At 72.0% G+C, this 24,209-nt stretch carries 24 protein-coding genes; 9 read left to right on the forward strand and 15 right to left on the reverse strand.

Translation table 11 applies throughout. The features are described 5' to 3' along the window. Nucleotides 1-24 precede the first annotated feature (24 nt). The 4 genes from ACIP5K_RS07995 to glnII all read right to left on the reverse strand — a co-directional run bounded on the left by ACIP5K_RS07995 (nt 25) and on the right by glnII (nt 3,966). Nucleotides 25-675 carry a LuxR C-terminal-related transcriptional regulator gene (locus ACIP5K_RS07995; RefSeq protein ID WP_401406488.1) on the reverse strand — a complete coding sequence of 217 codons (651 nt, stop codon included), beginning with the start codon at nt 673-675 and terminating at the stop codon, nt 25-27. Beyond that, the gene (locus tag ACIP5K_RS08000; protein WP_401406491.1) at nt 660-1,925 is read right to left on the reverse strand and encodes a sensor histidine kinase; all 1,266 of its coding nucleotides are present in this window, start codon (nt 1,923-1,925) and stop codon (nt 660-662) included. Before ACIP5K_RS08000 ends, ACIP5K_RS07995 begins: the two co-directional genes overlap by 16 nt. 131 nt (nt 1,926-2,056) lie before the next feature. Next, a complete protein-coding gene (locus ACIP5K_RS08005; RefSeq protein WP_401406494.1) occupies nt 2,057-2,620 on the reverse strand; it encodes a winged helix-turn-helix domain-containing protein in 564 nt (187 codons plus the stop codon). 314 nt (nt 2,621-2,934) lie between these two features. Further along, nucleotides 2,935-3,966, reverse strand: coding sequence for a glutamine synthetase (gene glnII, locus ACIP5K_RS08010; RefSeq protein ID WP_401406497.1), 1,032 nt, complete (start codon nt 3,964-3,966; stop codon nt 2,935-2,937). 274 nt (nt 3,967-4,240) lie between these two features. Between glnII and ACIP5K_RS08015 the strand changes: the two genes are divergently transcribed. Beyond that, nucleotides 4,241-4,519, forward strand: coding sequence for a hypothetical protein (locus tag ACIP5K_RS08015; RefSeq protein ID WP_401406500.1), 279 nt, complete (start codon nt 4,241-4,243; stop codon nt 4,517-4,519). 563 nt (nt 4,520-5,082) lie between these two features. On the opposite strand, the gene ACIP5K_RS08020 is transcribed toward ACIP5K_RS08015, so the two are convergent. Continuing rightward, nucleotides 5,083-6,315, reverse strand: a complete 1,233-nt coding sequence (locus tag ACIP5K_RS08020; protein ID WP_401406503.1) for a winged helix DNA-binding domain-containing protein — start codon at nt 6,313-6,315, stop codon at nt 5,083-5,085. A gap of 117 nt (nt 6,316-6,432) precedes the next feature. On the opposite strand from ACIP5K_RS08020, the gene ACIP5K_RS08025 reads away from it, so the two are divergent. From ACIP5K_RS08025 to ACIP5K_RS08050, 6 genes are read left to right on the forward strand one after another with little or no spacing between them, the layout of a single operon-like run. Next, the gene (locus tag ACIP5K_RS08025) at nt 6,433-6,930 is read left to right on the forward strand and encodes a hypothetical protein (RefSeq protein ID WP_401406506.1); all 498 of its coding nucleotides are present in this window, start codon (nt 6,433-6,435) and stop codon (nt 6,928-6,930) included. 19 nt (nt 6,931-6,949) lie between these two features. Continuing rightward, nucleotides 6,950-8,296: a DUF2252 domain-containing protein gene (locus ACIP5K_RS08030; RefSeq protein ID WP_401406509.1), complete on the forward strand. Its 1,347-nt coding sequence runs from the start codon at nt 6,950-6,952 to the stop codon at nt 8,294-8,296. A gap of 40 nt (nt 8,297-8,336) precedes the next feature. Then, nucleotides 8,337-8,930: a chemotaxis protein CheB gene (locus ACIP5K_RS08035; protein ID WP_401406512.1), complete on the forward strand. Its 594-nt coding sequence runs from the start codon at nt 8,337-8,339 to the stop codon at nt 8,928-8,930. A 19-nt stretch (nt 8,931-8,949) separates the two neighbouring features. Beyond that, on the forward strand, nt 8,950-10,827 hold the full coding sequence (locus tag ACIP5K_RS08040) for a CheR family methyltransferase (protein ID WP_401406515.1): 1,878 nt from the start codon (nt 8,950-8,952) through the stop codon (nt 10,825-10,827). Nucleotides 10,828-10,843: 16 nt separating this feature from the next. Then, on the forward strand, nt 10,844-11,692 hold the full coding sequence (locus ACIP5K_RS08045; protein ID WP_401406518.1) for a GAF and ANTAR domain-containing protein: 849 nt from the start codon (nt 10,844-10,846) through the stop codon (nt 11,690-11,692). A 15-nt stretch (nt 11,693-11,707) separates the two neighbouring features. Then, a complete protein-coding gene (locus tag ACIP5K_RS08050; protein ID WP_401406521.1) occupies nt 11,708-12,433 on the forward strand; it encodes a GAF and ANTAR domain-containing protein in 726 nt (241 codons plus the stop codon). Between the two features lie 24 nt (nt 12,434-12,457). Here ACIP5K_RS08050 and ACIP5K_RS08055 read toward each other — a convergent pair whose 3' ends face one another. The 4 genes from ACIP5K_RS08055 to ACIP5K_RS08070 all read right to left on the reverse strand — a co-directional run bounded on the left by ACIP5K_RS08055 (nt 12,458) and on the right by ACIP5K_RS08070 (nt 16,887). After that, entirely contained in the window at nt 12,458-13,081 is a 624-nt protein-coding gene (locus ACIP5K_RS08055) for a DUF1269 domain-containing protein (RefSeq protein WP_401406524.1), read from the reverse strand. A gap of 64 nt (nt 13,082-13,145) precedes the next feature. Then, nucleotides 13,146-14,615, reverse strand: a complete 1,470-nt coding sequence (locus ACIP5K_RS08060) for an MFS transporter (RefSeq protein ID WP_401406527.1) — start codon at nt 14,613-14,615, stop codon at nt 13,146-13,148. A gap of 163 nt (nt 14,616-14,778) precedes the next feature. Then, a complete protein-coding gene (locus ACIP5K_RS08065) occupies nt 14,779-15,087 on the reverse strand; it encodes a hypothetical protein (protein ID WP_401406530.1) in 309 nt (102 codons plus the stop codon). Nucleotides 15,088-15,456: 369 nt separating this feature from the next. Next, nucleotides 15,457-16,887 (reverse strand): hypothetical protein, encoded by a 1,431-nt coding sequence (locus ACIP5K_RS08070; RefSeq protein WP_401406533.1) that lies wholly within the window; start codon nt 16,885-16,887, stop codon nt 15,457-15,459. 178 nt (nt 16,888-17,065) lie between these two features. On the opposite strand from ACIP5K_RS08070, the gene ACIP5K_RS08075 reads away from it, so the two are divergent. After that, a complete protein-coding gene (locus ACIP5K_RS08075) occupies nt 17,066-18,028 on the forward strand; it encodes a hypothetical protein (RefSeq protein ID WP_401406536.1) in 963 nt (320 codons plus the stop codon). 63 nt (nt 18,029-18,091) lie between these two features. Here ACIP5K_RS08075 and glnA read toward each other — a convergent pair whose 3' ends face one another. After that, nucleotides 18,092-19,501, reverse strand: a complete 1,410-nt coding sequence (gene glnA / locus ACIP5K_RS08080; RefSeq protein WP_018532933.1) for a type I glutamate--ammonia ligase — start codon at nt 19,499-19,501, stop codon at nt 18,092-18,094. Between the two features lie 189 nt (nt 19,502-19,690). Here glnA and ACIP5K_RS08085 point away from each other — a divergent pair, with 189 nt between their 5' ends. Continuing rightward, complete coding sequence (locus tag ACIP5K_RS08085; RefSeq protein WP_401406540.1) at nt 19,691-20,158, forward strand: RDD family protein; 468 nt, start codon at nt 19,691-19,693, stop codon at nt 20,156-20,158. A gap of 282 nt (nt 20,159-20,440) precedes the next feature. On the opposite strand, the gene ACIP5K_RS08090 is transcribed toward ACIP5K_RS08085, so the two are convergent. From ACIP5K_RS08090 to ACIP5K_RS08110, 5 genes are all read right to left on the reverse strand, one after another. Beyond that, on the reverse strand, nt 20,441-21,142 hold the full coding sequence (locus ACIP5K_RS08090; RefSeq protein WP_401406543.1) for a DUF4191 domain-containing protein: 702 nt from the start codon (nt 21,140-21,142) through the stop codon (nt 20,441-20,443). 58 nt (nt 21,143-21,200) lie between these two features. Next, nucleotides 21,201-21,398 carry a hypothetical protein gene (locus tag ACIP5K_RS08095; RefSeq protein ID WP_401406546.1) on the reverse strand — a complete coding sequence of 66 codons (198 nt, stop codon included), beginning with the start codon at nt 21,396-21,398 and terminating at the stop codon, nt 21,201-21,203. Between the two features lie 281 nt (nt 21,399-21,679). Beyond that, nucleotides 21,680-22,645, reverse strand: coding sequence for a lipoyl synthase (lipA, locus tag ACIP5K_RS08100; RefSeq protein WP_401406549.1), 966 nt, complete (start codon nt 22,643-22,645; stop codon nt 21,680-21,682). A 115-nt stretch (nt 22,646-22,760) separates the two neighbouring features. Then, complete coding sequence (gene lipB / locus ACIP5K_RS08105; protein WP_401406552.1) at nt 22,761-23,564, reverse strand: lipoyl(octanoyl) transferase LipB; 804 nt, start codon at nt 23,562-23,564, stop codon at nt 22,761-22,763. An 86-nt stretch (nt 23,565-23,650) separates the two neighbouring features. Next, entirely contained in the window at nt 23,651-24,001 is a 351-nt protein-coding gene (locus tag ACIP5K_RS08110; RefSeq protein ID WP_401406555.1) for a 5-carboxymethyl-2-hydroxymuconate Delta-isomerase, read from the reverse strand. Between the last annotated feature and the right edge of the window lie 208 nt (nt 24,002-24,209).

A 24,209-nucleotide genomic window follows, 5' to 3' on the forward strand; every position in this document is an offset into this window, starting at 1 on the left:
TTCAACGCGCTCCCCTGATTTTGCCTAGGGGGCGCCGTCCAGATAGGCCAGGACGGCCAGCACCCGCCGGTTGTCGTCGTCGGAGACCGCGAGGCCCAGCTTGGCGAAGATGTTGGAGGTGTGCTTGGCGACGGCGCGCTCGGTGACGACGAGCTGGGCCGCGATCGCCGCGTTCGACCGGCCCTGGGCCATCAGCTCCAGCACCTCCCTCTCGCGCGGCGTCAGCCCGCCCAGCGGCTCCCGCACCGACCGGCGGGCCAGCAGCTGCTGGATCACCTGCGGGTCCATCGCCGTGCCGCCGGCGGCGACCCGCCGCACCGCGTCCACGAACTGCTCGGCGTCGAACACCCGGTCCTTCAGCAGGTATCCCACCCCGCCGTTGCCGTCCGCCAGCAGCTCGCGCGCGTACAACTGCTCCACGTGCTGGGACAGTACGAGCACCGGCAGTCCGGGCCGCGCCCGGCGCGCGGCGAGCGCGCACTGCAACCCCTCGTCGGTGTGCGAGGGCGGCAGCCGCACGTCGACGACCGCGACGTCCGGCGCCGACTCCGCGAGCGCCCGGGTGAGTTCGGGTCCGCTCTCCACGGCGGCCACGATCTCGAAGCCGTACGCCTCCAGCATCCGCACGAGCCCGTCCCGCAGCAGGAACAGGTCTTCGGCTAGGACAACACGCAAGGGATCTCCATGGTCACCATGGTCGGACCGCCGGCGGGAGAGCTGACGGCGAGGACACCGTCGAATGTAGCGAGCCGGCGCTCCACCCCGTCCAGCCCGCCGCCCGCCCGCGGCGCCGCCCCGCCCCGGCCGTCGTCGGTGACCGTGATCCGCAGCCGGCCGTCCGCGTGGCCGATGTCGACCCAGATCCGGTCCGCGTCCGCGTGCTTCACCGCGTTCGTCAGCACCTCGCTGACCGCGAAGTACGCGGCCGCCTCCACGGGCGCCTCGGCCCGCCCGGTCCGCGCGAGCGCCACCTCCGTCGCGACGGGCAGCCGCAGCGCGAGCGACCGGACGGCGTCGCCGAGTCCCCGCTCGGCGAGCACCGGCGGATGGATGCCGCGCACCAGGTCGCGCAGCTCGGTGAGCGCGTCGGCGGACGACTGCCGGGCCCTCGCCAGCAGCTCCTTCGCGCGCGCCGGGTCCTTCTCGACCAGCGCCTCGACGGTCCCCAGGTCCATGCCCATGGCGACCAGCCTGGCCTGCGCCCCGTCGTGCAGGTCCCGCTCGATGCGGCGCAGTTCGGCCGCGGAGGTGTCCACGGCCTCCCGCCGGGTCCGCGTCAACACCCGGACACGCTCGGCCAGTTCGCCGTCCGCGGGGGCCAGCACCGCCCGGGTCAGGAGGAAGTGCGCCCGCAGCAGCGCGGGCGCGGTGTACAGACCCGTGGCGAGGAGCGCGGTCGCCAGGACGCCCGCGAGCAGCGCCGTCCCCTGGCCGCCGATGGGCACGAACCCGTACCACCAGCCGACCTCGGAGCCGTCCGTGAAGACCCGCCACAGCCCGGCCGCGAGCGCGTAGCCCTCCAGCGGGTAGAGGACCAGGGCCGCGGGCAGCAGCGCCGTCACGAACCCGGCGGTCATGTCGACGAGCAGCCAGCGCAGGTCCCGCCAGGTCGCCGGATCGCCGAGCAGCAGCCGGCACCGCTCCAGCTGTCCCACGACCCCGCCGCGCACGTCGTCGGGGAAGGGCCGGTACGCCGCCGGGATCCGGACCCCGCACCACTCGGCGGCGACCAGCCGCCGCCCGTTCGCCCAGTGTCTGACCAGGCCGAGGACCCAGGGCGTGGTGAGCGCCCCGACGCCCGCCGCGACGAGGGCGATCGACACGACCGACAGCACGAACAGCGCGATCGACCCGGCGAGCCCGGCCGCCGCGAGCCCCAGGCTCCGCACCCCCGCCGCGACCGCGCCGCGTACCCGCGCACCCATCCCCGCACCCCGTCCCGCTCCGCCGTCCGACCCGCCGTCCCCCCAGTGTGGGCCGCCGGGACCGTCCGGGGCAGTGGTGCGGGCCCCCGTCCCGGGGGTGGTGCGGGCACCACCCCCGGGACGGTCCGGGCTCAGCGGGCGGCGGGCGGCGCGTACTTGTAGCCGACCCGGCGCACCGTCTGGATCGCCTTGCGGTGCTCGGCGCCCAGCTTGCGGCGCAGCCGGGCGACGTGCACGTCCACGGTGCGGCCGTCGCCGACATGCCCGTAGCCCCACACCGTGGTGACCAGCTGATCGCGCGAGTGCACCCGGTGCGGGTGCGCGACGAGATGCGCCAGGAGCTCGAACTCCAGGTAGGTCAGGTCCAGTTGCCGCCCGTCGACGCTGGCGGTGCGCTCGGTGTTGTCGATGCCGATGAGGTCGTCGCCGCCGGCCGGGGCCGGGGCGCGCTCCGCGACGGCGGGCCGGGCCGGCAGCAGCGGCTGCTGGTCGGCCGGTACGAGGACCAGGTAGCCGATCATCGGCGGGTTGCCCGGCAGCGACGGCAGGGTGTGCGGCGGCGCGGGCAGCAGGGTGGCGCCCGGCGGCAGGAACTCCGAGACGTCGACCAGCCGGTCGACCTCGTCGCTGCCGACGGCGCGCAGCCGGGTGCGGGCGGGGGAGGGGGCAACGGAGAGAGAGCGGGCGTGAGCCATGAGTGGTCAACCTTCGCGCGAGAAGCCGTCAGGGAGGACGTACGTCATGCGCGCGGACCGAAGGCCGTCCCGCTCACGCGGAGGAGCGGCGGCTTTAGAGGGCCTGCGCGTTCACGCGCGGCAACACACCCGGTCGAAGTCGTGGTGCTGGCGGGAAGGCCAGAACGGCTCGAGGTCGTGACGACGACCCCGTGCGCTGAGGTTCTGGAAGCTGGCCATACCCGTATTGAAGCAGATGGAGTACGCGAAGGAGAGGGCGCCCGCACAAGACGCGGGCGCCCTCAAGCGCTTCATGGCCGAAACTCAGCCGTTCCTCAGACCTGTCCGGCCTTCTCCAGCGCGGAGCAGCAGGTGTCGACGAGGAGCCGGGTCACGACGTACGGGTCGACGTTGGCGTTGGGACGACGGTCCTCGATGTAGCCCTTGCCGTCCTGCTCGACCTGCCACGGGATGCGGACCGACGCGCCGCGGTCGGAGACGCCGTACGAGTACTCGTTCCACGGGGCGGTCTCGTGCAGGCCGGTGAGGCGGTCGTCGATGCCGGCGCCGTAGTGCTTGACGTGGTCCATCGGCTTGGAACCCTCGCCCAGCGACTCGCACGCGGTGATGATCGCGTCGTAGCCCTCGCGCATGGCCCTGGTGGAGAAGTTGGTGTGCGCGCCCGCGCCGTTCCAGTCGCCCTTGACCGGCTTGGGGTCGAGGGTCGCGGAGACCTTGAAGTCCTCGGCGGTGCGGTAGAGCAGCCAGCGGGCCACCCACAGCTGGTCGGAGACCTCCAGCGGGGCGAGCGGGCCGACCTGGAACTCCCACTGGCCGGGCATGACCTCGGCGTTGATGCCGGAGATGCCGAGACCGGCCTTCAGGCAGTTGTCGAGGTGGGCCTCGACGACGTCGCGGCCGTGGATCTCGTCGGTGCCGACGCCGCAGTAGTAGCCGCCCTGCGCGGCCGGGAAGCCGCCGACCGGGAAGCCGAGCGGGCGGTCGCCCTCGAAGAAGGTGTACTCCTGCTCGATGCCGAAGATCGGCTCCTGCGTGCCGAACCGGGCCTCGACGGCGGCGAGCGCGGCACGGGTGTTGGACTCGTGCGGGGTCATGTCGATGTCCAGGACCTCGCACATGACGAGGACGTCGTCGCCGCCGCGGATCGGGTCCGGGTACACGGCGACCGGCCGGAGCACGCGGTCCGACGCGTGGCCCTCGGCCTGATTGGTGCTCGACCCGTCGAAGCCCCAGATCGGCAGCGTGGCCAGGCCGTCCGGAGTACCGGCGATTATCTTCGTCTTCGAACGAAGCTTGGCCGTCGGCTCGGTGCCGTCGATCCAGATGTACTCAGCCTTGAACGTCACGGGCCACATCCTCCGGGAGCGGGTCTCTTTCCGGCCGGAAGCATGTCAACGGGCGATTTCCCGACCATTGCCCGTCCGTGAACCCCGTGTTACCGCGACCGCCCGCGCGGCGGCGCCCCGGGCGGGCCGTTCCGGGGCGGGTCCCTCTGGGGCCAGCGGTGCGCGAGAGGCCCCCGCAACCCCCTTCTGGCCAGCGGCTTTTGTCAGTGGCGGGCAGTAGAATAGAAGCAGTGTTCGAGAGCTTCGGGGGCTCTTGAGAATGCGCGTCAGGAGGATGCCCGTGCCCGCTGCCGCACCCATGCTGATCGATCTTCCGTACACACCACTGGCCAGGAAGGCGCTCCCCGCGGGGCAGCCCCGCGACTGGTACATCACGCACAACCGTCGGCTCAAGGCCATGCGCCTGGCGATCGCCCTGCTCGACTCCGGTGTCTACCTCCCCCAGCAGGCCCACAACCGAAGGATCCGCGCCACCGCCGACCTCGTCGGCATCCACCCGCCGTCCGACACGACGTGCCACATGGTCCGCGCCCTGATGCGCTACAGCCGCTGACCTCCCCTCGCCCGTCCGGCCGTGCGGTCCCACCCCGCACGACCGGCCGGCCGACCCCACGCACGCCGACGAGAGCCACCGCCCCGGGGGCGCGAGAAGCGGCCACCGGCGGCCGATCGGGTGGATGGGTGCCGCCGGTCGAGCGGAGCTCGCCCTGGGGCCGCGGGGAACGGCGCGAGAAGCGGCCACCGGGGGTCGGTCGGATGGCGGCCGATCGGGTGTCTGGGAGCCACCGGTCGAGCGGAGCTCGTTCCGGGGGCGCGGGGAACGGCGCGAGAAGCGGCCACCGGGGGTCGGTCGGGTGGGCGGCCGATCGGGTGTCTGGGTGCCGCCGGTCGAGCGGAGCTCGCCCTGGGGGCGCGGGGAACGGCGCGAGAAGCGGCCACCGGCGGTCGGTCGGGTGGGCGGCCGATCAGGTGTCTGGGAGCCACCGGTCGAGCGGAGCTCGCCCTGGGGGCGCGGGGAACGGCGCGAGAAGAGGCCACCGGCGGTCGGTCGGGAAGCGACCGATCAGGCGCGAGAAGCGGCCCGCGCCCGGCGACCCCCTCACCCCCGCCTCCAGATCACTCGGAGAGCTCCCGCTCCAGAGGCGTCCGGAAACGCGGAGTCACCCGGGTCCCGCCCAGCCACGCAGTGACCCGCGCGGCCTCCTCCGCCACGGCCCGCGCGGCCCCACCGCCCCCCGCCCCGTCCAGCAGCCGCCACACCACCTCACCCGCGGCACCCCGCTGCGCCCAGCCCCCCACGATCCGCCCGTCCCACCACACGGTCGGCCCGATGTTCCCGCTCCCGTCGAAGAGCGCGGAGCGCACCTCGGGCGGGCAGTACCAGTCCCGCTCCCGCCACCCCATGGCCGTCGGATCGAGCGCGGGCAGCAGCGCCGCCCACGGCTCGGGCGCCCCGCCCGGCGCCGCCACGTCGTCCGCGAGGACGTACCCGGTGCCGCCGCCGTCCAGCGACACCACGACCGCCCCCACCGCGGCGAGCGCCGCCCGCACCTCCGTCACCTTCCACCCCGTCCACCACTTCAGATCCGCCTCCGTGGCGGGCCCGCACGCCCGCAGCCAGCGCCCCAACAGCTCCGACCGGGCCTCGGCGACCGGCAGTTCGGGGTGCGGCGGCGCCACCGCCCAGCGGAATCGCGTCGAGGTCCACGACCCGAGCGGCCGCCCCCGCACCACCCGCCCCTCGACCCCCAGCACCCGCATCAGCCGCGACGAGACGGTGTGCGTGGCCTCGGAGCCGCGGCCCCGCCCGTACGTGAACCGCTCCGTCAACCGCGGCTCGTCGGCGCTCAGTTCGACGACCGTGGCCTGCCCGCGCCGCTCCAGCGCGGCCAGCGCCGACGCCTCCACCTCCGCCAGCCACTCGGGCGTGAGCCGCCCGTCGCTGCCGCCGACCATGTCCTTGAGCAGCCCGGCCCGCGCCTTCGCCGCCACCGCGAGCCCCGTCGAGGCGTGCACCGTCGCGGCCAGCTCCGAGGGGAACACGAACACCGTGTGCCGCATCCCGTGCATCCGCACCAGCGACCGCTCCTCGTACAGCGCCGCCTCCACCCGGCCGACCGTCCCCGACGCGTCGGCGAGCCGCGCCCCGACCGCCAGGTACACCGTCGCCGGGTCCGTGCCGTGCAGCGCCACCAGGGACCGCGCCACCTCCAGGGGCGTCGCCGCCCGGTGCGCGGGGGAGAGCAGCTGCGCGCGGGCCAGCCGCCCCCGCCGCTCCTCGTCGCCGATGTGCCGCACCGTCGCCGCCGTCGCCGCCGTCGCCGCCGCCGCCGTTGTCGTAGGGCCCATGGTCGGCCATCCTCGCGCAGCGGCCACCCGTTTGCCGTACCCGGCATGCGGGCGGGCCGTCCGCCGCCGTTGACTGGTTCGACCAGGCGGAGCAGCGGTCGAGCGGAGGTGTTCGGGATGTTCGGGACGGCGGACAGGCGAAGCGGCGTACGGGCGACGGGCATGGCGGTGGCCGCGGCGGCGCTGGCCCTCGCCGCGGCCGGCTGCTCCGACAGCGACACCAGCCCCTCCGACGCGGCGTCGAAGGCCGCGTCCGTCGCCTCGTCGGCCGCCTCCCGCGGCGCCGACGCGGTCGCCTCCGCGACCGCCGAGGCGAGCCGGAAGCTCGACGAGATCAAGGGCGGCGTCGACGCCAAGGGCGACGTGAAGCTCGGCGACGTGCGCAGCGACGACGGCCGCGCCACGGTCCAGGTCACCGTCGACAACGGCCAGTCGTCCAGCAAGTCGTACGTCGTCCAGGTCGCCTTCCGCGACAAGGGCGGCAACCTCCTCGACACCGTCGTGGTCAGCGTCGACGACGTCGGCGCCGGCACGTCGAAGAAGGCCACCGCCCGCTCCAACCGCTCCCTCGACGGCGACGTGAGCGCCGACGTGGCCCGCGCGCTGCGGCACTGACCGGCGGGGCGCGCACGCCATGAGCAGCCCCGACGAACGCGCCGCGCACGGCAGACGGGCCCGCAGGCACGCCCCCCGCTCCTCGCACGGCCCCTGGATCCCGTCGGCCGACCGCCCCGACCCCGTCGTCGTCCTGGAGCGCCAGGGCGCCGACCGCCTCGCCGACCTGCTGCCCCTCCGGTACGGGCGGATGGCGGCGAGCCCCTTCGCGTTCCTGCGGGGCGCCGCCGCCGTGATGGCCGCCGACCTCGCGACCGGCACCCACACCGGCCTCACCGTCCAGCTCTGCGGCGACGCGCACCTGCTGAACTTCGGCCTGTTCGCCTCGCCCGAGCGCGCCCTGCTGTTCGACCTGAACGACTTCGACGAGACCTGCCCCGGCCCCTTCGAGTGGGACGTCAAACGGCTCGCGGCCTCCGTCGCCGTCGCCGCCCGCGACAACGGCCACGGCGACAAGCGGGCCCACGGGGCCGCCCGGGCGGGCGTGAGCGCGTACCGCACCACCATGCGGCGGCTGGCCGGCCTCGGCGAGCTGGCCGTCTGGTACGAGCGAATAGACGCCCACGACCTGCTGCCCCTGGTCCGCTCCGCCCGCCACCGGACCCGCGTCGAACACACCCTCGCCCAGGCCACCCGGCGCACCAGCCTGCACGCCCTCGCCAAACTCACCGAGACCACCCCCGACGGGCGCCGCCGCATCCGCCACGACCCGCCGCTGCTCGAACCGGCGGGCGTCTCCGACGCCGCCGCGATCCGCAAGATGTTCGGCGACTACCGCTCCACCCTCGCCGAGGAGCGCCGCCGCCTCCTCGACCGCTACCGCTTCGTGGACGCCGCCCGCAAGGTGGTCGGCGTCGGCAGCGTCGGCACCCGCTGCTTCGTCGTCCTGCTCGCCGGCCGGGACGCCGACGACCCGCTGTTCCTCCAGATCAAGGAGGCGACCCGGTCCGTCCTGGAGGAGTACGTCCCCCAGGCCGGCGCCCCCCTCCACCCCGGCCACCGCGTCGTCTCCGGACAGCGCCTCATGCAGGCCGCGGGCGACATCTTCCTCGGCTGGATGAGCGGACCGCAGGGCCGCGCCTTCTACTGGCGGCAACTGCGCGACATGAAGGGCTCCGCGGACGTCGCGGGCATGCCCCCGGACGAACTCCTCGCCTACGCCCGCCTCTGCGGCACCGCCCTGGCCCGGGCCCACGCCCGCTCCGGCGACCGCATCGCCATCGCCGCCTATCTCGGCGGCGCGGACACCTTCGACCGCGCCGTCGCCGCCTTCGCCCTGCGCTACGCCGACCAGACCGCCCGCGACCACACCGCCCTGCGCCGGGCCGTCGCCGACGGGGTGCTGAGCGCCGACCAGGGCCGCTGACACCCGCTCGCGGCACGCCGGGGGCGTTAGGCTGGGCGACGTGTCGCAGCCCGAGCACCGTCCGCCCGACGGCTTCGCGGTCGTCGCCGTCGCCACCTCGGCCGGCGGGGTCCACGGCCTGACCGTGCTGCTGTCCGGCCTGGACGCGGACTTCCCCCTTCCGGTCCTCGTCGTCCAGCACCTGGACCCCCACCACCGCACCGTCCTCGCCGGCATCCTGGACCGCCGCACCGGCCTGGAGGTCAAGCTCGCCGAGGAGGGCGACACGGTCCGCCCCGGCACCGTCCATCTCGCGCCGCCCGACCGGCACCTCCTCGTCGGCGCCGACGGGACGCTCACCCTGTCCCGGAGCGAACCGGTGCACTTCCTGCGCCCCTGCGCCGACCTGCTGTTCGAATCCGTAGCCGAGGCCTACGGCGCCCGTGCCGTCGCCGTCGTCCTGACCGGCACCGGCCGCGACGGGGCGACGGGCGTGGACGCCGTGAAGAGCCGGGGCGGTACGGTGATCGCCCAGGATTCGGCGACGGCCCAGTTCGGGGGCATGCCGGAGGCGGCGGTGGACACGGGATCGGTCGACCTCGTGCTACCTCTGGAGGAGATCCCCGCGGTCATCCGCGGACTGGCCGACAGGTGAAGACAGTAGGTAGGCGACGATGAGCCAGGCACCCCGCGACGCGGAGACGGACGAGGAGCTGGAAGAGCTGCTCGGCTTCCTGCGGGACGCCCGAGGTTTCGATTTCACCGGGTACAAGCGCTCCTCCCTGGGCCGTCGCATCCGCAAGCGCATGGCCGACGTCGGCATCGCCTCGTACGCCGACTACCGGGACCAGCTGGAGACGAACGCCGACGAGTTCGGCGCGCTGTTCAACACCATCCTCATCAACGTCACGTCGATCTTCCGCGACACCGACGCCTGGACCTTCCTCCAGAGCGAGGTGGTCCCCGAACTCCTCGCCTCGATCGCCCCCGAGGAGGAGATCAGGGTGTGGAGCGCGGGCTGCTCCAGCGGTGAGGAGGCGTACTCGCTGGCGATCATGTTCGCGGAGATCCTCGGCATCGAGGAGGCCCTCAACCGGGTGAAGATCTACGGCACCGACGTCGACGACGAGGCGCTGCGCGACGCCCGCTCCGGCCTCTACCCGGCCCGGTCCCTGGAGCCGCTCCCCGCCGAACTGCGCGAGAAGTACTTCGAGCAGAACGGCTCGCAGTTCAGCTTCCGCTCCGACCTGCGGCGCCGGGTCATCTTCGGCCGCCACGACATCACCCGCGACGCCCCGATCTCCCGGCTCGACCTGCTGGTGTGCCGCAACACGCTGATGTACTTCAACGTGGAGGCGCAGATCCAGATCATCGACCGGTTCCACTTCGCCCTGCGCGAGAACGCCTTCCTCTTCCTCGGCAAGGCCGAGATGCTGCTCAACGACGCCGACCGGTTCGACGTCGTCAGCATGCGCCAGCGCATCTTCCGCCGCCGGCACGGCACCGCCGCCACGCCCTACCAGCCCGCCCCGCTGAAGCTGCGGGTCAGCGGCAGCGGCGAGCCGCAGAACGTCGCGCGCACCCGGCAGCTGCGCGACATGATCCTCGACGCCTCGCCCGGCGCCGCCCTCGCCGTCGACGCCGAGGGCATCGTCGTCCTCGTCAACAACCACGCCCGCGTCCAGTTCGGGCTCACGGCCAACGACATCGGCCGCCCCTTCCAGGACCTGGAGATCTCCTACCGGCCGGTCGAACTGCGCTCCCTGATCGACCAGGCGACGCACGAGCGCCGCACCCTGCGGGTCAACGGGGTGGAGCGCAGGCTCGGCGACGAGGTCCAGTTCCTGGACATCCTGGTCCAGCCGCTGGTCGCCAGCGCCAACGGACAGCCCGCCGCCACCAGCATCACGTTCACCGACGTCACCGTCACCACCCGGCTCAAGGCCGAGATCAAGCGCGTGCGCGAGGACCTGGAGACGGCCTACGAGGAACTCCAGTCCACGAACGAGGAACTGGAGACGACCAACGAGGAACTCCAGTCCTCCATCGAGGAACTGGAGACCACCAACGAGGAACTCCAGTCCACCAACGAGGAGTTGGAGACGACCAACGAGGAACTCCAGTCCGGCAACGAGGAACTGGAGACCATGAACGAGGAGATGCGGATCCGCAGCGAGGAGCTGGACGAGGCCCGCGCCTTCCTGGAGGGCGTCCTCACCTCCATCGCGGCCGCCGTCGTCGTCCTCGACAAGGACCTCAAGGTCAAGAGCTGGAACCGCGGCGCCGCCGACCTGTGGGGCCTGCGCCAGGACGAAGTGGTCGACGAGCCCTTCTTCGGCCTGGAGTTCGGGCTGCCCACCCAGACGCTGCGGGCCACGGTCGAGGAGTGCGTGAAGGCCCGCAAGCGCGCCGTCCCCGTACGGATCGCCGCCGTCAACCGCTTGGGACGCAGCATGAACTGCCTCGTCCATTGCAGCCCCTTCGACGGCCACCGCGGGGGCGTCGTCCTCCTGATGGAAGAAGTCCGTGATCCGGATGCGGACCGGTCCTGAGGCGTACGCTGACGGCATGGACCTCGACGGCGATTCGCCCGGTCAGGCCGCGCTGGCCCGCCGGCGCGCGGTCAGGGCGCGTGAGCGCGCCGAGCGGGCGCTGCTGCTGGCGGAGGGGTACGAGTCACTGTCGGCAGGCTCCGCCGGCGCCACGTTCCGGCGCCTCGCCGAGCTGCACCGGAGCACCGCCGTCCGCCATCAGGTGGCCGCGGAGCTGCTGGAGTCGCACGCCCGCCGGGCCGGTCAGTGGGTGCGCGGGGGCGGGCCGCCGCCGCTGTTCATGACGGGTGTCGCGGAGGCGTGCGGCACCCCCAGCGTCGCCGTGACCCTCGTCGACGCCGACCGCAGGCAGGTGGCGACCGCCTCGTCCGACCGGCCCTCCCGCGACGCGCAGGACCTGGAGTTCGTCCTGGGGGAGGGCCCGGCGCAGGACGCGGTGCGCGAGCGCGCGCCGGTCGAGGCGGACGCCGCCGCGCTCGGCCGCCGCTGGCCCGGGTACGGCCCGGCCGTCGCCGCGCTCGGCGTCGGGCACGTGGTGGCCGTCCCGCTGGAGGCACCCGGCGAGTGCGTCGGCGCCCTCGCGGTCTTCGACCCGAGCCCGGACACCGCGTCGACGGTCCTTTTCAGCCGGATCGCCGACGCCCTGACCCGCAGCGTGCTGCTCGGCGGCGACACCGCCCCCGTCCTGTTCGGCGGTATCGACTACCGGGCCGTGGTCCACCAGGCAGCGGGGGTCGTCGCCGTCCAGCTCCGCTGCTCCGTGAACGACGCGCTGGAACTGGTCAAAGCACGGGCGTTCGCCGACGGGCGGCCCATCGGCGACGTGGCGAGGGATATCGTCGACCGGCAACTCAAAATCGGCTGAGGGGGGTTCGTCACCATGGCACCGGAGGGGCAGGAACTCGCGTCGATCTTCGCCCGCTTGACGGGCGAGGCGGCCCGCGATCCGCTCGACACGCAGCCGCTCCTGACCGCCCTGGTGGACGGCGGCCGCAGGCTGTTCGGAGCCCGGGGCGCGAGCGTGCACCACCTCTCCGCCGTCGGCCGCACCACGCGGACGGAGGGCACGGTCCGCGCCCTGCGCGGCCTGGAGGACGACGCCACCGGCTGGCGCGAGGGGCCGGGCCACGACGCGCGGACGACCGGCTGCGCCCTCATCGACGTGGACCTGGGCACACCGGTCGCGCACGTGCGCTGGCCGCGCTGGGCCGCGCGCGCCACGGCCCTGGGCCACGGCCGGGTCACCGCGCTGCCGCTGCCCGCCAAGGAGGGGCCGACCGGCGCCCTCGTCCTGTTCGACGCCCGCGGGCGGCGCCTCGACGAGCGCGCCCTGACCCTGGCCCGCCTCTTCGCCGACGCCGCCGCGCACACCCTCTCGCTCCAGCACGAGGTGTTCGAGAGCCGCGTCCTGGCGGACCAGTTGGAGCACGCGCTGTCCAGCCGGATCGTCGTCGAACAGGCCAAGGGCATCGTCGCGGCCCGCCGCGACGTCCCGCTGGACGAGGCGTTCGAGCGGCTGCGCCGGTACGCGCGCTCCCACCGGCGCAAGGTGGCCGACGTGGCCCGGCAGATCACGGAGCACCCGAACGACCTGCCGTTCCAGTGACCGCCGGAGCCCGGGCCCGAGGGCTCAGCCCCGCGGGACCGGCTGCTGCTCCGCCGCCGAAGGCTCCTGAACCTGCTGCTCCTGAACCTGCTGCTCCTGAACCTGCTGCCCCTGCCCTTGTGCCTGCTGCCCCTGGGCCGCCTGCTCCCGGGCCTTCCGCTGGGCGCCCTGCGCCATCTCGCGCAGCGCCTCCTCTTCCTCGGTGCTGAGCGAGGTCTGCACCAACTGACCGCCGAACGCCGCGAGTTCCGGGACGACCTTGTCCTGGGCGGCCTGCTTCACCAGCGCGAACACGGCGGCGGCGCCCGGCCTCAGGTTCTGGCTCAGTTCCCGCATGAAGTCGTCGTTGATCCCGGTGTCCGTGACGGCGCCGCCGGCGGCCCCGGCGGCGGCGCCCACGGCGGCGCCCACGAACGGCACCAGGAACAGCATCCCGATCACCCCGCCCCACAGGGCGCCGCCCGCGGCCCCGGTCACCGTGTGGTTCACGGCCTGGTGCAGCTTGATCTTCCCGTCGCTCTCCCGCCGCTCGACGACGACGATGTCCTCCAGCTCGACCAGGTGCTCACGGGTCATCGACAGGATCTTGTCGCGGACCTGGTTGGCGGTGGCGAGGTCGTTGTACGCGACGACGAACAGGTTGCTCATGGGGCACTCCTCCGAGGCTGCTTCAGCGTGTGCGACGTGCCCGAGTTTAAGTGTTTTGTCTATTTCATGCCTGCCGGGAAGTGCCCGGGGCCCGGCGGTCGCGGAGGAAGAGGGCCGCGAGGACGACGCCGAGGAGGACCAGGGCGGCGTTGACCGCGAGGGCGACGGTCACCCCGTGGTGGACGGCGGAGGCGGTGGCCGCGCCGGCCGTCGACGCCGTGACGACGGCGGACATGACGGGCGTGCCCAGGGTGATGCCGACCTGCTGGGACATGGCCGCGAGCCCGGTGGCCAGGCCCTGTTCGGCGTCGGGGAGTCCGCTGGTGGCGGTGACCATGAAGCCGACGATGACGAGCATGTTGCCGACGCCGCCGAAGAAGGTGGCGGGCAGCAGCAGGGCGAGGGAGCCGCCGGCCGTCGTGCCGAGGAGGAGCAGCGCGGCGGTGAACACCGCCTGGACGAGTCCGCCCGCGACCAGGGCCGTCAGCGTCGACGTCCGCGCGATCACCCTGGGGGCGGCCAGACCGCCGGCGACGGTGCCCAGGCCCAGGACGCCGAACGTGATCCCGGCTTCGAGCGGGGAGAAGCCGAGCGTCTTCTGCAAGTACAGGGTGAGCAGGTAGACGAGCGAGGTCTCGGTGACGAAGGCGAGCAGACCGGCCACGTTGCCCCAGGCCACGGTGGGCCGCCGGAGCGTGCGCAGCGGCACGAGGGGTGCGGAGACCTTCCGTTCGACCAGGAAGAAGGCGGCCAGGAACACGGCGCCGGCGCCGAGCCCGAGCAGCGCGTGGGGGTGCGTCCAGCCGAACTCGCCGGCCTGCGTCAGCCCGTAGACGAGCCCGAGCAGGCCGAGGGTGACGGTGAGCGCGCCGGGCAGGTCGAGGCGCGGGCGGACGGCGGGCCGGGACTCCTTGATGACGCTCGGGGCGACCAGGACGACGGCGAGCGCGACGGGCACGTTGACGAAGAACGCCCAGCGCCAGGAGAGCAGGTCGGTGAGGACGCCGCCGAGGACGGCGCCGGTCGTGAAACCGGCCGACATCAGCGCGCCGTTGATCCCCAGGGCCCGCTGCCGCAGCGGCCCTTCGGCGAACGAGGTCGTCAGCAGCGACAGCCCCGCCGGCGTCGCGGCGGCCGTGGCCAGCCCCTGGGCGACCCGGGCGGCGAGCAGCACCCCGGGACTGACGGCGAGCCCGCCGACCAGGGACGACAGCCCGAGCAGCGCGAGACTCCCGATGAAGATCCTCTTGCGTCCAACCAGGTCGCCGATCCGCCCGAAGAAGAGGGTGAACCCGGCGGCGGACAGCGCGAACGCCGTGGCGATCCACTGGAGATCCGCCAGCGAGAACCCGAGCCCGTCGCCGATCGCGGGCAGCGCCACGTTCAGGATCGAGAAGTCGACGGCCAGCATGAACTGGGCGACGAGCAGCACGGCGAGGACCAACTTCGGCCGCCGGGCGCGCTGTTGGCCCTGCTCGTGCCGCTCGGGGCCGGTACCGGCGGCCGTGGCCGAGGGCTGTGCGGTGGTGGACATGGCACTCCAGAGGTGAGGGCGACCGACTAATGGGTCACCAGTACCGTTACGCAAGCGAAAGTAGCACGCTGCGCAAGATAAAGGAACCAGAATCCCATTAGTGCTGGACGCCTCTATGCCCTGTGCATGTCCTGTGCGCGGGTGACGTGTGCGTGCGGGCGCCCTACCAGTCGCGCCACTCATCGGTGAGCTCGTAACGCTCCAGCCCGCGCCGGCCGGTCAGCGCGGCGACGTCGACCCCCCGCTCACCGAGGCTCAGATCGATGTACGCGCACAGCAACTCCCGCTCGCCGGTCTCGTACGCGGCGCCGTCATGCCCCTCGTCGACGTCGTTCAGCGCGAGCACGACCCGCCGGACCACCCCGAACACCGCCTCGTCGGACCCGACACGGACCCCCGCCAACTCGGACTCGAACACGTCCAGCACCGCGTCGGTGGCCCGGATCAGCCGCTCGGGGAACAACCGCGCCATGACGGCGTCCCCGGCCGCCAACACCCCGGCCTCCACCTACCGCCGCTCCCGGTCCACACCGCGCCGCCACTGCTCCGTAGGCCTCTCACTCATGGCCGGGAACGTACCGCGGGGGACCGACATCACCGGTCGAACCCGCACTCCGCACGGCCGCCCGTCCCTGAGCATCACACCGGCAGGACACGCCTCGATCCTCGTCCGACGGGGTCTCCCGGCACCCCCGACGACCCGGCGCGCGCAGCTCGTCGCGGACGGTCCGCCAAGCGCGGATGACCTCGGGGAGCTTCGACAGCACCTCGCCCAGCTGCGCCAGTACGAGCGTGAGGCAGCCGAAGGCCGCGAGGATGACGAGGCTCAGGTCGTCCCAACTCATGGCGCACCACCGAACAGAGCCTGGCGACAGACCCAGTCGAGGGCGTCCACCCCGAGCCGGTCGGGCGCCTCCAGCAGAGCGGCCTCCACCGCATCGAGATCGGTGAGCGACGCGGGCGCCCCGGAGCGGTCCCGCGCGGCGATTCGCTCCATCGCCGTGCCGACGGCACCGGGCCAGCCCGGCATGCCGAAGTGATGGAGCGCCTTGAACGCGGCGGAGGCCGCCCTGTGCAACAGCGCGGCGTGCCAGCCTTGTTCGCGCATCACCTCCCCGGTGAACCAGGTCCGGTCGTCGACCTGCCGGGCCAACCCCGCCACCCACTCCTGCGGGGCCATCCGCAGCGCGAAGCGCGACCCTCCGGCCCAGGGGAGGTCGGCGTCCGAGGCGACCCTCACAAACGTGAGCAGCGACTCGGGGCCGCCGTCCCGTGCGGCCGTGAGAGCGGCACGGGCCCTGCGATACAGATCGACGCTCTGCGCGAAGACCTCCCCGTCGCTCGGCCCGCCGGTCGCCTCGCGGATCTCATCCAGCGGCCCCTCGCGCCAGGCGTCGACGACCAGGCCGACCGCCGCCGCATCCACCAGGGCATCCGTGTCGTCCGCCGTGATACCCAGGTGCGCGAGGACCGCCCGCGCGTGCCCTTCGATGTCAGGGAGTGGCGGGGAGGTCTCCTCGGCCGTGTCCTTCGCCAAGAGGGCGGCAAGGCGCGGGGAGAGAGGTCCGGGCCCCGGTGGCTCCACGGTGACTCCGTGCTCCGCCAGATCGTCGAAGACGGCGTCGGGGCCGCAGTCGATGTGCGAGGAGTCATGGCGCCCCGAACAGTCGTCGGCGCATTCCAACTCCCCGCACAGCTCCGGTTCCTGCGGCTGCGCCTCATTGACCAGGTGGTAGGCGAGCCGCCGCGCCACCGTCTCCCGTGCGGTGACCATGGCCAGGTCGAGCCGGAACGCCTCGTCCCTCAACTCCGTATCCCCGGGATCCGCGGAAGGAGGTGGCTCCGGCGCTTCCGGGATCCAGGTGTTCGCCGACTCCAGCGAGATGAGCAGCCAGGCGATGCGGAGAGCCGCCGTCTCCTCGTCCCCGGCCACCGCCGCCACGGCCTCAGCGGCTTCGCGTACACGGTTCAACCGGGCAAGGTGGTGCTCGCGCATCGGCAACCAGGCCGCGGACTCGGCGCGGGCCCGCTCGGCGTCCTGCGCCAGCGCGGCGTCCCGGGCTCTGCGTGCCCGGGTGACCAACCGGGTCAGGCAGGGGCGGCATCCGAACAGGCCGGATGCCGGGGCCGGCCCAAGGGGAACGGCGGCGAGATCCGGCCCGAAGGGCCTCCCGCACAGGCGGCACTCCAGGCCACCCACCTGCCGGGCCGTGGGCACGCCGGACAGCACGGCGGCACGGATCATGTCATGGGCGTAGGAAGGAAGGTGCATGTTCGGCGACTCCTTGCGCGGGGCGCTCCGCCGGCGCCGTCTCCATGCTCACGTCGCCGGGCAGCCGCGAGTCACCGTTTGGCGTGCGGGACGGGGAACTTGACGAATCCTGTCTCAGCTCTGGCCTGCGACTTCTACCGTATGGGCGGAACTTGACACCTGAGCCGGAGGAATCCCGTTGCCCGCTTCCGACACCGCTCCTCAACCTTCGGCCGCGCACCGGGAGCTGACCGAGGCCCTGCAAGAACTGCACCGCTCCACAGGCCGGTTGAGCTTTCGGAAAGTGAGCGAACTCATCGATCGCCGGGAGGACCGGCTGTCGGCCGCGAGTCATGAGACCGTTCGCTCCGCGGTCAACGGGCTGCGCGTGCCGCGCTGGGAGACCGTTCACGACATCGTCCTGGTGCTGGCGGGGCGGTGCAGTCCACTCCGCGACGAGAAGATGGAGACGGCCAGGTTCTTCCCGCTGTGGCGGGCGGTCGGCGAAGGGGAGTCCGGAGCCCTCAAGTCGTTCCAGGAACTCCTCGTCGGAGGCTGGGGAGGTGAGGACGGCCGGTGGACCCCGGAACTGGCCATGGGTACGCTGATCAACCCCTTCAGCGCCATCGAGATCCACCCCTCGCTGGCCGCGCCGCACGAGCCGCTGGTCTCGGAGGACGAGTGGGTCCACGGGATGCTGCGACTCGTCGAGGAACAAGGGGTCGAACATGTACTGCGGGTTCTGCTGCACCTGCTGAAGGGCCATTACGTCGGCGAGGACGAGGGCTCACCGTACGGCTACCGCAACCCCGACCGGGAGGCCCTGGAGACACAGGCGGCCTTCCAGTACGGCTGCCAAGAGATCCTTCGGCGCCTGAACCGTGAGCCGAACCTTCTCGCGGAGTCGATCCGCGCCATGCGCGCCGACCCGACGATGGACCGGGACATCAGGGCCGAGATGCTGGAGAACGAATCGGATCCGAGCTTGATGCGCGAGGTGATGATCGTGACCCCCGACACCTGGGACGAGGTCTCGGAAGAGGCCCAGCACATGGTTTCCGGCTACCTGATCCGGCAGATCAGCGCCGTACGCCCGGTCGGCCCTCCGGGCTCGGACCGGTTCACGATCGTCTGGCGGATCCCCGAACCGTTCGACGAGTAGCCCGCTCACGCCGAAGGCCGCCACCCTGGAGCAGGGCGGCGGCCTTCGTGCGGAATCCGCGTTTTAGATGTCGAAGTAAAGCTCGAACTCGTGCGGGTGCGGGCGGAGCTGGATCGGGGCGATTTCGTTCGTGCGCTTGTAGTCGATCCACGTCTCGATCAGGTCGGACGTGAAGACGCCGCCCGCCTGGAGGTACTCGTTGTCCGCCTCCAGGGCGTCGAGCACCGCGGGGAGCGAGGTCGGGACCTGCTGGACGTTGGCGTGCTCCTCGGGAGCCAGCTCGTAGAGGTCCTTGTCGATCGGCTCGGCCGGCTCGATCTTGTTCTTGACGCCGTCGAGGCCCGCCATGAGCAGCGCCGAGAACGCGAGGTACGGGTTCGAGGACGGGTCCGGCGCGCGGAACTCGACGCGCTTGGCCTTCGGGTTCGAGCCCGTGATCGGGATGCGCATGGCCGCCGAGCGGTTGCGCTGCGAGTAGACCATGTTGACCGGGGCCTCGAAGCCGGGGACCAGGCGGTGGTACGAGTTCACCGTCGGGTTCGTGAAGGCCAGGAGGGACGGGGCGTGCTTCAGGATGCCGCCGATGTAGTAGCGCGCCATGTCCGAGAGGCCCGCGTAGCCCTGCTCGTCGTAGAACAGCGGGTCGCCGCCGGCCCACAGCGACTGGTGGACGTGCATGCCCGAGCCGTTGTCACCGAAGATCGGCTTCGGCATGAAGGTCGCGGTCTTGTTGTTGCGCCACGCGACGTTCTTCACGATGTACTTGAAGAGCATCAGGTCGTCGGCCGCGGCGAGCAGCGTGTTGAACTTGTAGTTGATCTCGGCCTGGCCGGCGGTGCCGACCTCGTGGTGCTGGCGCTCGACCTGGAGGCCGTTCTTGTCCAGCTCCAGGGAGATCTCGGCGCGCAGGTCGGCGAAGTGGTCGACCGGCGGGGCCGGGAAGTAGCCGCCCTTGTAGCGGACCTTGTAGCCGCGGTTGTTCTCCACCGCGCCGGTGTTCCAGGCGCCGGCCTCGGAGTCGATCTCGTACAGCGAGCGGTTCGCGGAGGTCTCGAAGCGGACCGAGTCGAACACGTAGAACTCGGCCTCGGGGCCGAAGTACGCGGTGTCGGCGATGCCGGTCGACGCGAGGTAGGCCTCGGCCTTCTTCGCCACGTTGCGCGGGTCGCGGGAGTACTGCTCGCCCGTGATCGGGTCGTGGATGAAGAAGTTGATGTTGACCGTCTTGTCGCGGCGGAAGGGGTCGACGCGCGCGGTGGACAGGTCGGCGCGGAGCGCCATGTCGGACTCGTGGATGGCCTGGAAGCCGCGGATGGAAGAGCCGTCGAAGGCGAGCTCCTCGGCCGGGTCGAACGCCGCAGCCGGCACCGTGAAGTGCTGCATCACACCCGGCAGGTCGCAGAAGCGGACGTCGACGAACTTGACGTCCTCGTCCGCGATGAACTTCTTGGCGTCATCGGCGTTCTGGAACATCCAACTCCTCCTACTCCCACCCGGGGAGGGGCGGGGTTGCAGCTCGGTGGTGCGGCCAGTGCGGTGGCACACGCTGGGACCCGACCATAGGCAGACGGGATTTCTCAAGCATGACCCATTTGTTTCGCAGAAGTTAACCGGACCAGGGGCACGGGTCGGCGCAGGGACGCGGCGCAGTACCGTGGAGGCGTGGACAACAGGGAAGCAATGGGTTCGTGGTTGTCGGGGCCTCGCGAGGCCCTGGAGAACGCGGGAGCGGACTTCGGTTACCGCGGTGAACAGCTCGGGCTCCCGCAGTCGGGGCCCGGCTCGATCGCGCGGCCCGGGCGGCGCATCGGAGCGCTCGTGGTCGACTGGGCGCTGTGCATGCTGATCGCATACGGCCTGGTCACGCACGGCTACGACCAGGCTACGGGGAACTGGGCGCTGCTCATCTTCTTCGTGCTCGGGGTGCTCACCGTCGGGACCATCGGGAGCACGCCGGGCAAGCGGCTGTTCGGGTTGCGGGTCGTGTCCGAGGCGGGTGGGCGGCTGGGGATCGGGCGGGTCGTCGTGCGGACGCTGCTGCTGTGTGTCGCCATTCCCGCGCTGATCTGGGACCGGGACGGGCGCGGGCTGCACGACCGTCTCGCCCGGTCCGTAGAGGTCCGTATCTGATTTCTCGGCTCTCAGCTCTCAGCTCTCAGCTCTCAGCTCTCGGCTCTCAGCTCTGAGCGTCGTGGGCTGAGGGGGGCTGAGAGGGTGTCTTCCCTGTGCGCCGCCGTCGTGGCCGCTCGCGCCGTTCCCCGCGCCCCTGAGACCTGCGCTGCGCGCATCTCAGGGGCGCGACCAGTTCCCACCCGGTCGCCCCACCCGTTCGCCAGGTCGCACGAACTGAGGCGGGCCGGAACCCGCATGGGTTCCGGCCCGCCTCAGTCACGTAGCGACACCCGCAGTGTGTCAGCGGGTCTTGCCGCCCCCCTTGGGCATCCGCATCCCCTTGGGCATCGGGCCCTTCGGCAGGGGCATGTTCGACATCAGGTCGCCCATGGCGCGCAGTCGGTCGTTCGTCGACGTCACCTGCGGGCCGTTCAGCACGCGGGGCAGCTTCAGCATGGTGGTGCGGAGCTTCTTCAGCGGGACCTGGCCCTCGCCGTTGCCCACCATGATGTCGTGCACCGGGACGTCCGCCACGATGCGCGCCATCTTGCGCTTCTCGGCCGCCAGCAGCGACTTCACCCGGTTCGGGTTGCCCTCCGCGACGAGCACGATGCCGGCCTTGCCGACGGCGCGGTGCACGACGTCCTGGCTCCGGTTCATCGCGACCGCCGGGGTCGTCGTCCAGCCGCGGCCGATGTTGTCGAGCACCGCGGCCGCCGCTCCGGGCTGGCCCTCCATCTGGCCGAAGGCCGCTCGCTCGGCGCGGCGCCCGAAGACGATCGCCATCGCGAGGAAGGCGAGCAGGAGGCCGAGAATGCCGAGATAGATGGGGTGACCGATCAAGAAGCCGATCGCGAGAAGGACACCGAAGGTGACGATTCCCACACCCGCGAGGACAAGACCGATCTTCGGATCGGCCTTGCTGGTCATCTTGTAGGTCAGAGCGATCTGCTTGAGTCGCCCCGGGTTCGCAGCGTCCGCTGCCGTGTCCTTCCGCGCCATGGGGCGAAGTCTACGTGGCGCGGGACGCCGCATGAACAGCAGTACGGTCCGGCGGGGGTCAGCCCCGGGCGGAGACGGCCTCCAGGACCTGCTGGGCCTCGACGCGGTCCTTGGCGCGGCGGCGGTCCTCCAGGACGGAGGTCCAGGCATTGCGGCGGGCGTGGCGCTGGCCGCCGCTCATGAGCAGTGACTCCACGGCGCGCAGGGCGCCGGTGAACGTCGGAATGGCGGTGGCGCGAACGGGCGTGGCCTGCATCGTGGAGGTCCCCCCTCAGAGACGGGTCAGCGTGGGCGGTGGCGTGACGGCCTGATGTGCACGAGCGGTGATTTCAGGGTCACTGATTGGTGTTACCAGCGCATGACCGGACGGTCAAACACCCATGAAACCTTGACGCCCGGGCCGAAAACGCTGACGCGGCCCTGACGGCCGCCCTCATCTGCGAGGACGGCCCGGGCCGCGGCGTACCGGCTCTTACCTGCCGGTAAGGGTTTGTGCGTGAATTCACACGGGCGGAGGCCCGCGTTCCCACCGGGCGGTCAGACCGCCTGTGAGGCGACGTACGCGCCGCGCTTCTCGATGGCCATCTGATACAGCCGGCCGGCGCGGTACGAGGAGCGCACCAGCGGGCCGGACATGACGCCGGAGAAGCCGATCTGCTCGGCCTCGTCCTTCAGCTCGACGAACTCGGCCGGCTTGACCCAGCGCTCCACGGGGTGGTGGCGCACGGAGGGCCGCAGGTACTGCGTGATGGTGATCAGCTCGCAGCCGGCGTCGTGCAGCTGGCGCAGCGCCTCGGAGATCTCCTCGCGGGTCTCGCCCATGCCCAGGATCAGGTTCGACTTGGTGACCAGGCCGACCTCGCGGGCCTCGGTGATGACCTTCAGCGAACGCTCGTAGCGGAAGCCGGGCCGGATCCGCTTGAAGATCCGCGGCACCGTCTCCACGTTGTGCGCGAAGACCTCGGGGCGGGAGGAGAAGACCTCGGCCAGCTGCTCCGGCACCGCGTTGAAGTCCGGGGCGAGCAGCTCGACCTTGGTGCGGCCCTCGGCGCGCTCGGCGGTCTGCGCGTGGATCTGGCGGACCGTCTCCGCGTACAGCCAGGCGCCGCCGTCCGCCAGGTCGTCGCGGGCGACGCCGGTGATCGTGGCGTAGTTCAGGTCCATCGTGACGACGGACTCGCCGACGCGGCGCGGCTCGTCGCGGTCGAGGGCCTCGGGCTTGCCGGTGTCGATCTGGCAGAAGTCGCACCGGCGCGTGCACTGGTCGCCGCCGATGAGGAACGTGGCCTCGCGGTCCTCCCAGCACTCGTAGATGTTGGGGCAGCCCGCCTCCTGGCAGACCGTGTGCAGGCCCTCGGACTTCACGAGGTTCTGCATCTTGGTGTACTCGGGGCCCATTTTCGCCCGCGTCTTGATCCACTCGGGCTTGCGCTCGATGGGGGTCTGGGCGTTGCGGACCTCCAGGCGCAGCATCTTGCGTCCGTCGGGTGCGACTGCGGACACGACCGGCTCCCTAAAGCTTCGATTCCTCGGCGTACCTCAGGGTACGCCCGTGATGTTCATGGCCCTCACGGGTGGCCAACCTCTGGCCAATGGGGCGCATTCCCCGCCGGGGCGGTCAGGCGGTGGCCCGCTCGACGGCGCGCGGCCTCAGATCCGCTCCGCCCAGGACGCGCTGGAGGTGCTCCTCCGCGACCGGCAGCACCTCGTCCATGGTGACCTCGCGGCCCAGTTCGTACGAGAGCGAGGTGACGCCCGCGTCCCGGATGCCGCACGGAATGATCTTGTCGAAGTTCGACGTGTCCGGGTTCACGTTCAGCGCGAAGCCGTGCATCGTGACGCCCTTGGCGACCCGGATGCCCATGGCGCAGATCTTGCGGTCCTCGTGCCGCTGGCCCGCGTTCGACGGCGCGTACTCGGGGCCGACCAGGCGGTGGTCGAACTCCTCGTCCTCGCTGCTCAGGCGCGGGTCGAAGTCCAGCGACAGGCCGCCGAGGCCGGTGCGCCGCTCGATCGGGTCGCCGAGGACCCAGACGCCCGCCCGGCCCTCCACGCGCGCGGCCTCGATGCCGAACGCGGCGCAGACCGCGATCATCACGTCCTCCAGCCGGCGCAGGTGCGCGACCACGTCCACCGGGCGCGGCAGCTTCTGGATCGGGTAGCCGACGAGCTGGCCCGGGCCGTGCCAGGTGATCTTGCCGCCGCGGTCCACGTCGATGACGGGGGTGCCGTCCAGCGGGCGCTCGTCGGGAGCGGTGCGCCGGCCCGCGGTGTAGACCGGCGGGTGCTCCAGGAGCAGACAGGTGTCGGGGATCTCGTCGGCGAAACGCGCGGCGTGCACCCGGCGCTGCTCGTCCCAGGCGACCTGGTAATCGACCATGTCCGCACCGAACCCCAGCCGGACGAACCGGAACTCACTCACCGAAAGCGCCTCCTCGCAACCAGAACCTTCACCGTGCGCGTACCTTCACCGTGCACGTGTCGCGCCCCCGGCAAGCGTACGGCGCCTCAATGCGTCGGGTGGAGGCGGTACGAGGCGTCCAGATCGCGCACCTCGACCGAGTACGTCACCCCGGGGACCCCGGACAGATGTTTGTCGAGGAGGGCCAGTACGTCCTCGGCGAGCGCGTTCTTGACGGACTGCGGACGGCCGGGCAGCAGACCCACCGACACGTGCGCGAAGGGCGCAGTCGCCCCGTCCACGTACGAGGGCGAGGACCGGGCGAACGTCTTGCCGACCCCGACCGACCCCACCCGCTCGACGACGAGCGGGTGCAACTCGCTGACCAGCGCGGATACGTCGAGACCAGGGTCCGCACCGACGAGACGGTCGGAGTAGTCGATGTCGATGTGGGGCACGGGGAACCTCGAACCTTCCGGTGTAGCGCACACGCATCGTATGACTGTTTCGGGCGGGAACCCGCACGCGGCCGGGTCGCCCCCGCTGGTCCGCGCGTTGTCCACCTTCCCCACCGTTCGTCACACGATCGGATGAAGGGCGGGTGAAGCTCCCGCCCAGGCCTGATATCGCCGTTACAGTCGCGCCGTTCCATGAGGGCTGCACCCC

Origin of the sequence: Streptomyces sp. NPDC088785 (assembly GCF_044750685.1) — a bacterium.
Lineage (GTDB): Bacteria > Actinomycetota > Actinomycetes > Streptomycetales > Streptomycetaceae > Streptomyces.